Origin of the sequence: Kibdelosporangium phytohabitans, from assembly GCF_001302585.1 — a bacterium.
Taxonomy (GTDB): Bacteria; Actinomycetota; Actinomycetes; order Mycobacteriales; family Pseudonocardiaceae; genus Kibdelosporangium; species Kibdelosporangium phytohabitans.
The window spans coordinates 5,177,630-5,191,856 of the sequence record NZ_CP012752.1 but is presented as its reverse complement, the minus strand read 5'-3'; the positions used below and the strand labels follow the sequence as shown (position 1 = coordinate 5,191,856).

At 69.2% G+C, this 14,227-nt stretch carries 10 protein-coding genes; 5 read left to right on the top strand and 5 right to left on the bottom strand.

The genetic code is table 11. The features are described from left to right. Positions 1 to 2: 2 nt before the first annotated feature. Both AOZ06_RS23615 and AOZ06_RS23610 read right to left on the bottom strand, forming a co-directional pair. Positions 3 to 350: a hypothetical protein gene (locus AOZ06_RS23615; RefSeq protein WP_054291400.1), complete on the bottom strand. Its 348-nt coding sequence runs from the start codon at positions 348 to 350 to the stop codon at positions 3 to 5. Positions 351 to 479: 129 nt separating this feature from the next. Beyond that, positions 480 to 2,009, bottom strand: a complete 1,530-nt coding sequence (locus tag AOZ06_RS23610) for an AfsR/SARP family transcriptional regulator (RefSeq protein ID WP_054291399.1) — start codon at positions 2,007 to 2,009, stop codon at positions 480 to 482. A 166-nt stretch (positions 2,010 to 2,175) separates the two neighbouring features. Between AOZ06_RS23610 and AOZ06_RS23605 the strand changes: the two genes are divergently transcribed. The 3 genes from AOZ06_RS23605 to AOZ06_RS23595 all read left to right on the top strand — a co-directional run bounded on the left by AOZ06_RS23605 (position 2,176) and on the right by AOZ06_RS23595 (position 5,569). Next, the gene (locus AOZ06_RS23605) at positions 2,176 to 2,694 is read left to right on the top strand and encodes a hypothetical protein (RefSeq protein ID WP_054291398.1); all 519 of its coding nucleotides are present in this window, start codon (positions 2,176 to 2,178) and stop codon (positions 2,692 to 2,694) included. A gap of 143 nt (positions 2,695 to 2,837) precedes the next feature. Further along, complete coding sequence (locus AOZ06_RS23600) at positions 2,838 to 4,346, top strand: alkaline phosphatase D family protein (RefSeq protein ID WP_054291397.1); 1,509 nt, start codon at positions 2,838 to 2,840, stop codon at positions 4,344 to 4,346. An 11-nt stretch (positions 4,347 to 4,357) separates the two neighbouring features. After that, on the top strand, positions 4,358 to 5,569 hold the full coding sequence (locus tag AOZ06_RS23595) for a hypothetical protein (protein WP_054291396.1): 1,212 nt from the start codon (positions 4,358 to 4,360) through the stop codon (positions 5,567 to 5,569). On the opposite strand, the gene AOZ06_RS23590 is transcribed toward AOZ06_RS23595, so the two are convergent. After that, positions 5,566 to 6,645 (bottom strand): calcium:cation antiporter, encoded by a 1,080-nt coding sequence (locus tag AOZ06_RS23590; protein ID WP_054291395.1) that lies wholly within the window; start codon positions 6,643 to 6,645, stop codon positions 5,566 to 5,568. The two genes, AOZ06_RS23595 and AOZ06_RS23590, sit on opposite strands and share 4 nt — an antisense overlap. A 389-nt stretch (positions 6,646 to 7,034) precedes the next feature. Next, positions 7,035 to 7,262 (bottom strand): nucleotidyltransferase domain-containing protein, encoded by a 228-nt coding sequence (locus AOZ06_RS56560; protein ID WP_157233189.1) that lies wholly within the window; start codon positions 7,260 to 7,262, stop codon positions 7,035 to 7,037. 354 nt (positions 7,263 to 7,616) lie between these two features. Between AOZ06_RS56560 and AOZ06_RS23580 the strand changes: the two genes are divergently transcribed. After that, positions 7,617 to 11,291 (top strand): nSTAND1 domain-containing NTPase, encoded by a 3,675-nt coding sequence (locus tag AOZ06_RS23580; RefSeq protein WP_054291393.1) that lies wholly within the window; start codon positions 7,617 to 7,619, stop codon positions 11,289 to 11,291. Between the two features lie 6 nt (positions 11,292 to 11,297). Here the strand turns inward: AOZ06_RS23580 and AOZ06_RS23575 are convergent, their stop codons facing one another. Then, on the bottom strand, positions 11,298 to 13,001 hold the full coding sequence (locus AOZ06_RS23575) for an alpha-L-fucosidase (protein ID WP_054291392.1): 1,704 nt from the start codon (positions 12,999 to 13,001) through the stop codon (positions 11,298 to 11,300). Between the two features lie 293 nt (positions 13,002 to 13,294). Here AOZ06_RS23575 and AOZ06_RS23570 point away from each other — a divergent pair, with 293 nt between their 5' ends. Beyond that, positions 13,295 to 13,939, top strand: coding sequence for a lytic polysaccharide monooxygenase auxiliary activity family 9 protein (locus AOZ06_RS23570; protein ID WP_054291391.1), 645 nt, complete (start codon positions 13,295 to 13,297; stop codon positions 13,937 to 13,939). The last annotated feature ends 288 nt before the right edge of the window (positions 13,940 to 14,227 follow it).

The following is a 14,227-nucleotide window of genomic DNA, read 5'->3' as shown; positions in this document are numbered from 1 at the left end:
GCTCAGTCCAGCGGTGCGCGGGCGGGCGGGAGCTCGGGTTCACCGACTTGCACAGCCGCCATCAGGGCGGGTGTCTCCAGGTGGTGGCCGGCGTACTCGGCCAGGGCGAGGCGGTGTGCGTCCAGTGCGCGGATCTGCGCCTCACGCAGGTCGTTGCCGTGCCGCATCTCGTAGTAGAGCGCCAGCAGTGCCGACGCTTGGACCTGCGCGGTCAGCTCCGTCGACGGCTGGGGCGCCGCGCCGACGTCCGACGCTTCCGCGAAGAGCATCTCGGCGAACTCGACCCGGGCGTGGCCCATTGCGCGGTCCGCACTGTCGTAGCTGTGGGGGAACTCGGGCTGGTCGGTCATATCCGGCACGGTAACCCGGGATCAGCCGCCGGCAGGAGTGTCCACACCGGAAGTTCACCGACTCCGGTCACCACGTGTGACCCGACGGGCTAAGGCCGCCTACGCCCCGTGATGACACCCCCGGGCCGGTCAGGCGACCGGCCGTACGGCGTATCGGACAGCCGAGGCGCTGCCGGGCTGTGCGATCCGGTCGCCCGATTCGAGTTCGCCGGCATATGCGGCGATGGCCAGCTCCGGCTGGTCGAGCAAGTGCGTGGCCGCGATGCGCAGCGCCAGCGGCCGGAATTCGCACAACCGGCACAGCCTGGCGACGGCTTCCGGTTCGGCGCCGACCCGCTCCGGCCCGAGCACTCGTGCCACGAGCGTCACCGCATCATGCTCAGGCAGCCCGTCGAGCAGCAGCCGTCGAGCGCCGTGCTCGGCCACCAGACCGGTGAGCCGGTCACGGCTGGTCACCACGACCACGCAGCCCGGCCCGCCTGGCAGCAGGGGCCGGACCTGGTCGACGCTCGCCGCGTTGTCGAGCAGGATCAGCATGGTGCGGCGGGCGACCAGGGACCGGAACAGCGCCGCGGCCTCGTCCACGTCAAGCGGTGTCTCCAGCGGCGCCACGCCGAGCGCCCGCAGGAACTGCGCGAGCGCCTCGACCGGGCGCAGCGGGCGCTCCGACCCGCATCCGCGCAGGTTGATGTACAGCTGGCCGTCCGGGAACCGGTCGAGCGACCGGTGTGCCCAGCGCAACGCCAACGCGGTCTTCCCAGCGCCCGGCGCTCCGGAGATCGTGGAAATGCCCGGGTTGTCCTGGCCGGGCAGCACCTCGTCCAGCCGGCGCAGTGCCTCGCCGCGACCGGTGAACCTGCTGATGTCCGCGGGAAGCTGCCGCGGAACGGTGACCGGCGGTTCGACCACCCGGGGCAGATCGAGCACAGGCAGGTCGCGCAGGATCGAGGTGTGCATGTCGCGCAGCTCGCGACTGGGGTCGATGCCCAGGTCGTCCGCCAGCAGGCGCCTGCCGGTGTCGAAGACGCGCAACGCGTCCGCCCGGCGGCCGGTGCGGTGCAGCGCGAGCATCAGCTGGGCCCTGAGCCGTTCCCGCAATGGGTATTCGTCGACCAGCTCGGCCAGTTCACCGACCGTTTTCGAGTGATTACCGAGCGCCAGTTCCGTGGCCATGCATTCCTCGTACGCGGCCAGTCGCTGTTCCTGCAACCGGTCTATTTCGGCACGCAATACCGGCACATCCCCGAGGTCACCGAACGGTGTTCCACGCCACAATCCCAGCGCCTCTCGCTGTAAATCCCGGGCCGCCGACAATGCCCCTGTCGCATGTTCCTGCAACGCCAGCGCGCGCAGTTCGGCGAACCGCGTGGCGTCGAGCTCGCCGGGCCGCACAACGAGCGAGTACCCTGCCTCCTGGTACGCGATCCGGTCGGCCTCGCCCAGCGCCCGGCGCAGTCTGTGCACGTAGACCTGCAGAACCTTGCCTGCCGACCGAGGCGCCCGGCCGTCCCAGAGCGCCTCCCGCAACACCTCCGCCGACACCGCCCGATTGGCGCGCGCCAGCAGCACGGCGAGCAGCACGCGCTGCAAACGGGCATCGAGCCGCGCCTCCCGCGACTCATTCCGCACGCGCAACGTTCCCAGTACGTCGAAATCCACCGCTTCAGCCCCAGTCCGGTGATCACGAAACCACGGGTATACCGCGGCGAAAGCAGAATCTGTCAGAGTTCCACCCGGCAGGCAAGAGGCCGTCACCACTCTGGGGTACTCCGGATTTTTCTCGTCCGGCGATCGGCGGACGAGAACTGCAAGAGGAGAATGTCACATGCGCGTCAAATCACTGCTGGCCGCGAGCGGACTGGCCGTCACCGGGTTGCTGGCTCCCGCGGCCATGGGCGCCGGGTTCCAGGCGTCGGCGGCGTGCCCCGAGGTCGGGCAGGTCTCGTACTCGTTCAGCAGCGTCTCGAAGGCGTGGCTGGCCACCAGCCTGCGCAGCGACTACCTGACCGGCCCCGGGTCGATCACGTTCAGCCGCAACACCACGTCGAGCGTGAACGCCTCCATCACGGGCACGACCAGCGCGGAGGCCGGGGTGATCTTCGCGAAGGCCAGCGTGTCGATCGGCGTGACGGTCGGCGCGAGCTACTCCCGGTCCGACACGTGGTCGTACACGGCGAACGTTCCCGCCGGTCAGACCAAGCGGCTGCAGCAGTACAAGGAAGCACGCAAGATGACGATCAAGAAGACCCAGATCGTCGCGCCGTGCAACGTCAAGACGGTGTGGACCAAGACCGCGACGGCTCCGGTCAAGTCCAACACCTACAAGTGGCAGCTGTCGTCCTGACCACCCCGCGGACGGCGTCCCGGACAGTCCACTAGCGACACTGTGCGGACTTTCCGGGACAGCCGGGCGTCCTGTGACGTAACCTCCTGCAAACAGTCGGTTCGGCGCTTCACAGCGGGGTTCGGCGCCGGTAGAGAGAGTGCATGACCCGACTGCACCGAAGGACGTTCATCGTCGGTGGACTGGCGGCTGTGGGCGCCCCGATGCTCAGCACGAGCACGGCGAACGCACTGGCATACCCGTTCACCCTCGGCGTCGCGTCCGGCGAACCCACCGCTGACGGAATTGTTCTGTGGACACGTCTCGCACCGAGACCGCTCAACGCCGACGGGCTCGGCGGCATGCCGAACACCCCGGTCACCGTCGAGTGGCAGGTCGGCACCGACCAGGGCTTCGGCCAGCTCGCCGCGTCCGGCACGGCGACCGCCGTCCAGGCCTCCGCGCACACCGTGCACGTCGAGGTCACCGGCCTGCGGCCCGATCGCGAGTACTGGTATCGGTTCCGCGCCGACGGCCACATCTCGCAGGTCGGCCGCGCCCGCACGGCGCCCGCGCCCGGATCGGGCTCCGCGCTGACGATGCTGTTCGCGTCCTGCTCGCACTACGAGACCGGCTACTTCACCGCGTACCGGCGGATGGCCGAGGAACGGCCGGACCTGATCCTGCACCTCGGCGACTACATCTACGAGGGTGGCGCGAGCGCGCGCGTACGGACCCACAACCCGACCGCCGAGATCTCGAACCTGGCCAACTACCGCGTCCGGCACGCGTTGTACAAGATGGATGTCGACCTGCAGGCAGCGCACGCGGCTGCGCCCTGGGCCGTCGTGTGGGATGACCATGAGGTCGAGAACAACTACGCCAACCTCGTGCGCAACGACCAGTCCCCTGCCGGTGACTTCCGCGCACGCCGTGAGGCCGCGTATCGCGCGTACTTCGAGCACATGCCGTTGCGTTCGGCGCAGGCGCCGGTGCGGGAGAACATGCAGCTGCACCGTCGGCTGCGGTGGGGCAGCCTGGCTACGTTCCATATGCTCGACACGCGTCAGTACCGCGATGACCAGGCGTGCGGCGACGGGTCGAAGCTGTGCCCCGAGGCTGACGCACCGAACCGTACGCTGACCGGTACCGCGCAGCAGGACTGGCTGCTGGACGGGATGGGGCAGCGCCTGGGTACGTGGGACCTGATCGGCCAGCAGGTGTTCTTCGCGCAGAAGCTCGCCAAGGCCGACGGCACCAAGAACATGGACTCGTGGGACGGCTACACCGCCAACCGCAAGCGGATCCAGGACGGCTGGCAGGCACGCGGCAACACCAGCACGGTCGTGCTGACCGGTGACGTGCACCGCTCGTGGGCCGGGAACATCATGAACAACTACGCCAGCCAGGACAAGGTGATCGGCACCGAGCTGGTCACCACGTCGGTGTCGTCGGACGGTGACGGCAACGCCTCCGACAACAGCCTGTCGAGCCTCAACCCGCACGTGAAGTACTACAAGAACCTGCGCGGTTACGTCCGCACGTCGCTCACGCCGACCCAGATGAAGGTCGACTTCCGCACGCTGGACAAGGTCAGCGTGCGGGACTACCCGATCAGGACGGACAAGAGCTACGTGATCGAGGCAGGCAACCCCGGTCTGCAGGCGCCGTGAGAGGGACGGACATGAAGCGCGCATTGACCATCACGGCAACCGCCCTGACCATCCTCGCCGCCGCTGTGGCACCGGCGGCGGCCGACGGGACCATCACGTGGGCCGCCGCGAACAGCACAGCCACCGGCGACCAGGACAACTCCGCGGTCTCCGCCGTGCGCAACGGGTACGTGGCTGTCGTCTGGGAGGACGACCGCGACACCGCCGCGCCGGAGAACCCGCTCCACAGCGACGTCTGGATCCGGCTGTACCGCGACGGTGCCTCGCTGTACGAGAAGAAGCTCTCCGCGGGCGGTGAGGGCAATTGGAGCCACCTGCACCCGGATGTCGCGCTGCACGACGACGGCACGGCGGTCGTGGTGTGGGCCGACGACAAGGACGGCAACGGCTACTACCAGATCGCCGTGCGCACGTTGAACACCGCGGGCACGGTCACAGGGTCGGCGACGGCGAACGCGAACTCGGACGGCCAGCAGATCAACCCGGCGGTCGCCGCCGACCCGGACGGCGCCGGGTTCGCGGTGGCGTTCGAGGACAAGCAGGGCACGGCCGCGCCGACGGTCCGGGTGTCCGGTTTCAACTCGATCACCGCGAAGGCGTACGAGGTGCAGGTGAACGCGGCGGGCGGGACGCACCAGCGGCCGGACGTGGCGATGGGCGCGGCGCAGAACGCGATCGTGGTGTGGGACGAGGACACCGACGCCAACGGCTTCTTCACCGTGGCACGCAAGGCTTTCACGCCGTCCGGCGGGGTGAAGCTGGCCCAGTCGGCGGTCAACGTCATCGGCGACGGCCAGCAGCGGCACGCGTCGATCGCGGCGAACTTCAACGGTGACCACGTCGTCGGCTGGGAGACCGACCACACCGGCACTGTCCAGATCGGAGTGCGGTCGTTCACCGCGACCGGCGCCGCCTCCTCCACAGTGGACACCTACCTGCCCGGGGCGGACCCGCAGGTGGGCATCGACGACCAGCGGGCCGCGGTGGTCACCTGGACCGAGGCGCAGGACATCTTCGTGCAGGGCCTCAACCCGGACGGGTCGGTGACCGGCCGCCAGCCCCGGATCAGGGCCAACACCAACGCGACCGGCCGCCAGGACGAACCCGCGCTCGGCGTCGACGCGTGGGGCCAGATCGTCATGACGTACACCGACGACGCCGACGGCAACACGTTCGACCAGGTCTACCTCGGCACAGGGCTGAACAACAGCACCTGGTCCTAGGGGTTGATCGCCAGGAACAGGAACGCGGCGAGCAGGGCGAGGTGCACCCCGCCCTGCAGCCGCGTCGCCCGGCCGGGCACGACGGTCAGCATTCCCACGACGAGCGTCAGCGCCAGCAACACCATGTGGGTGGCGCCGAGGCCGAGCACCAGCGGGCCGTCCAGCCAGATCGAGGCGACGGCGATGGCGGGGATGGTCAGCCCGATGCTCGCCATCGCCGAGCCGTAGCCCAGGTTCAGGCTGGTCTGCATCCGGTCGCGGCGGGCCGCGCGCACGGCGGCGAACGTCTCCGGCAGCAGCACCAGCAGCGCGATCACGACACCGACGAAGGACGGCGGGAACCCGGCGGCGGCCACCCCCGCCTCGATCGCCGGTGACTCCACTTTGGCCAGTCCGACCACCGCGACCAGCGAGACCAGCAGCATGCCCAGGCTGATCAGGGCGGCGCGGCCGGTGGGCGGTGGCGCGTGCTCCTGCTCGCTGTCGGAGATCCCGACCGGGAGGAAGAAGTCGCGATGCGCCTTGGTCTGGGTCAGCACGAACACGATGTACAACGCGAGCGAGGCCGACGCGGCGAACACGAGCTGCCCGGTGGAGAACTCCGGCCCCGGCTTGCTGGTGGTGAACGTCGGCAGCACGAGGCTCAGCGTCGCCAGGGTCGCGACCGTCGACAGCGCGGCACCGGCTCCCTCGGCGTTGAACGCCACGATCTGGTGCTTGCGCGCCCCGGCGAGCAGCGAGATGCCGACGATGCCGTTGCACGTGATCATCACGGCGGCGAAGACCGTGTCACGGGCCAGCGTCACCGAGTCCGGACCGCCGGAGACCATCAGCGTGACGATCAGGGCCACCTCGATCACCGTCACCGCGACGGCCAGCACGAGCGATCCGAACGGCTCCCCGATCCGGTGCGCGACCACCTCCGCGTGGTGCACGGCCGTGGACACCGCGCCGCCGAGCGCCAGTGCCACGATCACGACCAGCGCGACGGGGATGTCACGGCCCCAGGTCAACGCGAGCACGACGAGCGCGAACAGCGGGACACTCAGCGGCCAGGACCGGATCAGGGCTCTCATGCCCTACACATTCGCATACCGGACGGCGCGGATCACATCGACGCGAATGTCACATGTAGACAGTGCGGCGCCGCATGCGTTGCGACGGCGGAGCAGTCACCGATCAGGACCATCAGCACGAGTGACCAGAATCATCCGTACGCGGTCGTGACGGCCCAGTCGAGCCACTCCCGCCGCTCGGGGCGCAGGGCGGCGAGATCGGCCTCGTCCTCCGCACCCCGGGTCCCTGGCCTTGTGGAACAGCTGCATCTCCGGCGCCAGGTACGGGGTCCCGCCTGCGTCGCGCCCGATCGCGGCGATCGAGGGGCCGGACGCGGGCATCGCGGCGCTCGTGCACGGCCGGTGGCAGCACCTCCCCCGGCAGCCACGGGCGCAGTTCGCCGGTCGGGTCAGCCGCCCACCACTCCCAGCCCGGGGAGCGCCCGCCGCACGGCCTGCTGATCACGCCCGAGCAGCAGCACGTCGAAACCGCTGTGTGGGCGGAACGCGCGACCGGCGAAAAGTTCGATGGCATATCCACCGGCTGCCCACCACGGCACATCGAGCACCGATAACAGCCCGGCGACTTCCACCCGGGGTCGCGCCGGGTGCCATTTCCCGGGCACGGGCGCTGTCATTGGCGGCAGGTACCCGGCCGTTTCGAAAAGCAATTCCTCCGGTCGCGAAAATGCGGCACACCCGGGGACCCCCTGTGACTGCCCCGGGTGTGCCGACGACCTGTGATCAACCGACGATACGACGATCCGCACGGATGAGACCTGGCCAGGGGAGGTCCGCCCGCTGGTACCACTCCCGGTCGTCGTGCCGCGCGTTCATCCGTGTCAGTCCTCTCTCGAAAGTCACCCGGGCTTCCGCGACCCGGTCACCCGTGCCAGATCTAAACGCGGTTAGGTTGTTCGGTATCGACGCAGGCGTGCTGAACAAACAAACCCGGAACAACGCACGCTTGGCGCTCTGCCTGGAGGACCACCATGCCGAGAGCTGAACGCCCGCTGGCCACGGGTGATTCGGCGCTGCTGCGATTCGCCGCCGACCTGCGGCAGCTGCGGCAGGACGCCGGCAACCCGACATACCGGGAGCTGTCCAAACGCGCGCACTTCTCCGTCACGACCCTCTCCAGCGCGGCCAACGGCCGCCAGCTGCCCAGTCTCAACGTGGCGCTGGCGTACGTGCGCGCCTGCGGCGGCGACGAGGCCGAATGGGAGCAGCGGTGGCACGCGGTCGCGGCCGACCTGGTCACCGTCGAGCCGCCGGCCGGGGCGAGCGTCGACGAGCGGTCGCCGTACGCCGGGCTGGCGGCGTTCCAGCCGGAGGACGCCGAACTGTTCCACGGGCGCGAACGGCTGGTCGACGAGCTCGCCGAGCGGATGACCGGCCAGCGGTTCGCCGCGGTGTTCGGCGCGTCGGGCGCGGGCAAGTCGTCCCTGCTGCGAGCTGGGCTGATCCCCCGCTGGACCGGCCCCGTCGCGCTGTTCACGCCCGGCCCGCACCCGGTCGAGGAGTGCGCGGTGCAGGTCGCGCGGCTGTCCGGGACCGCGCCGGGCCAGGTGCACGCCGACCTGCTGGCGGACGTGGGCAACCTGCGCCGGGCCGTGCGGCTGGCCGGCGACGACGAGGTGCTGATCGTCGTCGACCAGTTCGAGGAGACGTTCACCCTCTGCCGTGACCAGGCCGAACGGGACCGGTTCATCGCGCTGCTGGTCGCCGCCGCGAACGGCCCGAACAGCACTGTCCGGGTGGTACTCGGGGTGCGGGCCGACTTCTACGGGCACTGCACGCGGCACCCCGACCTGGTGGCCGCGATGTCGGACGCGCAGGTCGCGGTCGGTCCGATGACCACCGACGAGCTGCGGCGCGCGATCGTGCAGCCCGCTGTCCAGGCCGGCTGCACGGTCGAGGGCGCGTTGCTGTCCGAACTGGTCGCGCAGGCCTCGGGCAACGCGGGCATGCTGCCGTTGCTGTCCCATGCCCTGCTGGAGACGTGGCGCAGGCGCAAGGGCAACACGCTGACGCTCGCCGCGTTCCGTGCCGCCGGTGGCATCGACGGAGCGCTCGCGCGTACCGCCGAGACGGTCTACTCCGGTCTGAGCGAGCCCCGCCGTCAGTTGGTGCGGGAGTTGTTCCTGCGGCTGACCGCGCTCGGCGAGGGCACAGAGGACACCAAACGTAGGATCACCCGATCCGAAGTGGACAACATCGACGACGACGTGCTGGACGTGCTCGCCGACGCGCGGCTGATCACGGTGGCGGACAACACGGTGGACATCGCGCACGAGGCGTTGATCCGCGCGTGGCCCCGGTTGCGGCAGTGGCTGGCAGCCGACCGTGACGGCCTGCGCACGCACAGGCACCTCACCGAGGCCGCGCAGGAATGGTCCACACTCGACAAGGACCCGGGTGCGTTGTACCGCGGGGCGCGGCTGGTCGTCGCCAAGGAATGGGCGAACAAGAACACCGGCGCGCTCAGTCCTGTCGAACTGGGATTTCTCGACGCGAGTGTCGGCCAAGCGGAACAGGAAACCGCCACCGGCAAACGACGCGCCCGGCAATTGCGTTATCTCGCCGTGGGATTGGCCATCCTTCTGCTTGTCGTGACCGTCATCTCGGTTGTCGCGGTGCGGCAACGGCAGGACGCCGAACAAGCCCAACGCGTCGCCGTGTCCCGTCAGCTGGCGACCCAGGCGTTGACCATCGCCGAGTCCGATCCGGGACGAGCCAAGCTGCTCAGCGTCGAGGCGTACCAAACGGCGCCGACGGTCGAAGCACGCAGCGCGTTGATGAGCATGTCCGCGCACCGCGACTACCGCACGGAGATCCAGGCGCACAACGGTGCCGTCTCGCAGATCGCGTTCCTGCCGGACGGCACGCTCGCCAGCGCCGGACGGGACAAGAGCGTCGCGCTGTGGGACACCACGCGCCGTACGCGAACCGCGACGCTCACCGGGCACGACACATGGCTCAAAGGCATGGCGGTCACCCCGGACGGCGCCATGGCCGCCACCGGTGGTGACGACAACCGAGTCGTGCTGTGGGACCCACGCAACCGTCGCGTCGTCGCGTCGCTCGATCAGCACACCAGCATCGTGCGGGAGGTGGCGTTCAGCGCGGACGGCCGCCTGCTGGCGTCGTCGGGCAATGACCGGACGGTCCGGCTGTGGGACGTCGCCCAGCGGACGCTGCTCGCGACGTTCACCGACCACACGGCGGCTGTCACCTCGCTCGCCTTCAGCCCGGACGGAAAGACGCTGGTCACAGGCGGTGACGACGAGAACATCCTGCTGTGGGACGTCCCGAGCCGGACACGGATCGCCGCGCTGGCCAGCAACATCGGCGGAGTCAAGGCGCTCGACTTCAGCCCGGACGGCAAGCTGATCGCGTCGGCGGGCGTGGGTACGGCCGTGCGGCTGTGGGACACGACCAGCCGTGCTCAGGTCGCCACGTTCACCGGGCACGTCGAGGAAGCGGTGATCGCTGTCAAGTTCAGCCCGGACGGGCGCACGCTCGCCAGCGCGGGCAACGACGGGGTCGTGCGGCTGTGGGACGTCCCCAACCGGGTGCCGCGCGCGGTACTCGCCGGGCACCAGGCCAGCATCTACACGCTCGCGTTCAGCCCCGACGGGGGCACCCTCGCCTCCGCCGGTGAGGAAGGCAAGGTCATCCTGTGGGACCCGCGCACGCCGTCGATGATCGACAGGCCGGGTCAGGCGGTACTGGGCCTCGCGTTCGCACCGGACAGCCGGAGTCTCGCCGCGGTCGGCCCCGGCCGGACGGTGCTGTGGGACGTCGCCACGCGTGCGCCTCGCCGTATCCGGGACGAGGGCGCGGAAATGGTCAACGCGGTCGCCTACGGCAGCGTCGTCGCAACAGGTGCGAGCGCCTTGCAGCTGTGGGACCCCGGCATCGACGCCACACCGGTCACACTGCCGGGCCACGCCTCACGGGTGATGGACGTGGCGCTCAGCCCTGACGGGCGCACGGCCGCGACGGCGAGCGTGGACAAGACCGTGATCCTGTGGGACGTGCCGAACCGCACGCGGCTCGCGACCTTGGACATCGGGGCGGTGACGACCGGGGTCGCGTTCAGCCCCGACGGGCGGCTGCTGGCCGTGGGTGACCACGACAACCAGCTGGTGACGCTGTGGGACATCGCGACGCGGACACGCAAGGCCGAGTTGCGCGGTCACAACGGTTGGGCCAGGACTGTGGTGTTCAGCCCCGACGGCCGCACCGTCGCCTCCGCGAGCGCAGACCAGTCCGTGATCCTGTGGGACGTGGCCACCGGCGCCCAGATCGCTCGCGTCACCGGCCACAGGGACGCGTACTTCCACGGTCTCGCGTACAGCCCGGACGGCAAGACCATCGCGTACACCAGCGCGGACGACACAGTGGTGCTGTGGGATGTCGAACGCCGCACGGTCGGGGCTCGCCTCACCGGGCACATGACCGCGGTGCGGGCCGTGGCGTTCAGTCCTGACGGCAGCACGCTGGCCAGCGCGGACGCCAACGGCACCGTGATCCTGTGGGACACGGACCAGGAACGGGTAGCGGACACCATCTGCGCCACGGTCGCGCGGAACCTGACGCCGGAGGAATGGGATCAGCTCGCTCCCGAGCTGCCGCATCACGACACCTGCCCGACCGGCTGAGATTGCTCAGCGTGCCACGACTGCCGAGTCCAGCCGGAGGCCCAGTGGTTCACCTTGGTGCGCAGGCGCGGCCTTCGTGATCGTCAACGGCGTGACTTGCCGTGGCAGCACGACGAACGGGCCGATCGCGCGACTGGTCAGCGCCGCCCCGGTCACCACTCGTGCGACCCCGCCGAGGCTCACCCGGTACCGACTGTCCTTTTCGGCCTGACCGTGGAACGTCGCGTACGCGACTTGGGGACGCCCGGCGACAAGGTTGGCGGTCTGCCGGACCACCGTGCGCCGCGTGGTCGGGTAGCTGCCGTTGTCGGCGTAGCTGTAGCCCTGCTCGAAATCCGTGCTGTCGAGCTGCCACACCCGGTCGGCGGTGACGGTGTTGCGCGGAATGATCCGCAGCTCCCCCGCGAGCCGGACCTTCACGACCGGCAGCACCGTGTCCCGCGGCAGCGCGGGAAGCCGCACGACGAGATCGTCGCCGTCGCGCTGCCAGTCCAGCCGTCCCGCACCGTCCTCGTCCACCCGGACGACGTCCGTGGCGAGGCCCGGCAGGCGCAGTTCGCCTGTGGCGGGCCAGTGCGTCACGTGCAGGTACAGGTCCTTGCCGTTGACCGTCGCCTCGCCCCACGGTTGCCCGCCGAACTTGGTGGCCGACGCACCCAGCACAGCTCCCGGGTGGCGGCGTTGCCAGTCCCCGATCCCCCGCAGCACATCGGTTTCGAACTCGACGACGGACCCGTCGCCGCGCGGGCCGATGTTGAGCAGGTAGTTGCCGCCCCTGGCCCGCACACCGGCCAGGCCGACGACGAGGTCGCGGATCTTGCCGGGCAGGTCCTCGCGCTTCTGCCAGCTGCGGTATCCCCATGTCTCGTGGTAGATCGACGCGGGTGTCTGCCAGGTCCCGTCCAGCGCGACCGCCGGGATCTCGTTGTCCCCCAACGTCCGGAAGTCACCGGTGTTGTTCCAGATCCGGCTGTTGACGGCGGCCTTCGGCTGCAGGCGGCGCACGATGCCCGCGAACTTCTCGCTCTGCGCCCGTGTCGGCGAGGACATGTCGAACCAGACCTCGGAGATCTCGCCGTAGCCGGACATCAGCTCACGCAACTGGCCCTCGATCACCGGCTCCATCGACGCCGGGACGGGGTTGTTGTTGTCACCGTCGAACGCGTGGCCCTGATGCCAGTCCACCAAGGAGAAGTAGACGCCGAAACCCAGCCCCTGCCGCCTGCACTCGTCGGCGAGGAGCTTCACCGGGTCCTTGCCGTACGCGGTGGCGTCCACGATGTCGTAGTCGGTGGTCGCCGTGCCGAACATGGCGAAGCCGTCGTGGTGTTTGCTGGTGATGACGACGTAGCGCATCCCCGCTTGCTTGGCCAGTGCGCAGATGGCGGCCGGGTCGAACCGGTCTGCCCGCAGCCCGTTGGCCACCGTGCGGTAGTCGGCCTCGGGGATGTTCGCCCACATCCGGATCTGCTCGCTGTAGCCCTTGGTGACCGGTTTTCCCTGCCACACACCGCCGAGCTCGGAGTAAATTCCCCAGTGGATGAACAAGCCGAACTGAAGCCGCTGCCACGCCGCCGTTTTCGCGTCGGGACTCAGCTCGGCGGTGCCCGGTATCCCCCGTACCCGCGACTGGTGCCCGGCGGCGGTGCTGGGCAGCACGGTCGCGACCAGCACCGCAGCGATCACCAGTGTCAGCAGCTTCCTCGCCATACATCGGATCCAAGCAGACAATCACCGTTATGAAAACATTCGCCTTTCGCTTGACGCCGGTACGAACTCGGCGAAATCGCTCCCAGATGATCTGGGGCAGCGGGTTTGACCGCGATATTCCTCCGATCACTTCGCTTCTGGCCACAACACCGCCGCGACCCAAGCAGCCAGCGTTATGAGCCATCCGTATCTAGCCGTATGGACTAGACCAATCGATACTGGAGGCGCACTCAGTCGGGCGTTGCCGTGCCACCGGCGGCAAAGCCCGGAAACCCTGCCACTGAGGAGATTCCATGCTCAAGCCACGATCCGCCGCCGTGGCCGCCCTGTGCGGCATCGGCAGCGTGCTCTGGAGCTTGCTGGTGCCGGTCACGCCCGCGCTGGCACACGGTTCGATGAGCAACCCCACCAGCCGCATCTACAACTGCTGGCGGGAGAACCCGGAGACGCCCAAGTCCGCGGCGTGCAAGGCGGCCGTCGCGGTCGGCGACAGCTGGGTCGTGTACGACTGGGACGAGGTCAACCTGCCCAACGCCAACGGCAAGCACCGGCAGCTCATCCCGGACGGCAAGCTGTGCAGCGCCGGACGGGCCAAGTACCAGGGCTTCGACCTGGCACGGGCGGACTGGGTCGCCACCAAACTGCCCACCGGCGGCGCGTTCACGTTCCGCTACGCCTACACCGCCGCGCACCCGGGCCTGTGGGAGTTGTACGTCACCAGGGACGGCTACGACCCCACGAAGTTGTTGCGCTGGTCGGATCTGGAGCCCACCCCGTTCTACCGCCAGATGAACCCGCCGGTGTCCGGTGGCGCCTACCAGTTGAACGCGCAGATCCCGGCGGGCAAGTCCGGCAGGCACCTGATCTACGCGATCTGGCAGCGCCAGTTGCCCGACAGCGCGGAGGCCTTCTACAGCTGCTCCGACGTCATCTTCTGAATCTTCTGAGTTCACCGGACAGCACCGCCTCAACGTGGCCGCTCCCACCCGGGAGTGGCCACACTTATGCCGCCCATCAACATGGTTCGCACACCGGCGCGAGCGTCCACCAGCGCTGGATTCACCGCACAATGCCGCGGATCCGGCCGCTGTGCCGCGCTGACCACGTTGAATCTGGTTTCCTCCTGGCAGATCGGGGTAGGTATTATGTCCGATCTGAACGAATGAGGTGACGGATGCGGGGATCAGCGGGACAGGTTGGCGTTCTCGACGTGGGGTGTTTCAGCG

Excerpts from the sequence above, each read along its gene's own strand:
- AOZ06_RS23615 (WP_054291400.1), bottom strand. The coding sequence starts at position 350 with ATGACCGACCAGCCCGAGTTCCCCCACAGCTACGACAGTGCGGACCGC.
- AOZ06_RS23605 (WP_054291398.1), top strand. The coding sequence starts at position 2,176 with ATGCGCGTCAAATCACTGCTGGCCGCGAGCGGACTGGCCGTCACCGGG.
- AOZ06_RS23600 (WP_054291397.1), top strand. The coding sequence starts at position 2,838 with ATGACCCGACTGCACCGAAGGACGTTCATCGTCGGTGGACTGGCGGCT.
- AOZ06_RS23595 (WP_054291396.1), top strand. The coding sequence starts at position 4,358 with ATGAAGCGCGCATTGACCATCACGGCAACCGCCCTGACCATCCTCGCC.
- AOZ06_RS23590 (WP_054291395.1), bottom strand. The coding sequence starts at position 6,645 with ATGAGAGCCCTGATCCGGTCCTGGCCGCTGAGTGTCCCGCTGTTCGCG.
- AOZ06_RS56560 (WP_157233189.1), bottom strand. The coding sequence starts at position 7,262 with ATGACAGCGCCCGTGCCCGGGAAATGGCACCCGGCGCGACCCCGGGTG.
- AOZ06_RS23580 (WP_054291393.1), top strand. The coding sequence starts at position 7,617 with ATGCCGAGAGCTGAACGCCCGCTGGCCACGGGTGATTCGGCGCTGCTG.
- AOZ06_RS23575 (WP_054291392.1), bottom strand. The coding sequence starts at position 13,001 with ATGGCGAGGAAGCTGCTGACACTGGTGATCGCTGCGGTGCTGGTCGCG.
- AOZ06_RS23570 (WP_054291391.1), top strand. The coding sequence starts at position 13,295 with ATGCTCAAGCCACGATCCGCCGCCGTGGCCGCCCTGTGCGGCATCGGC.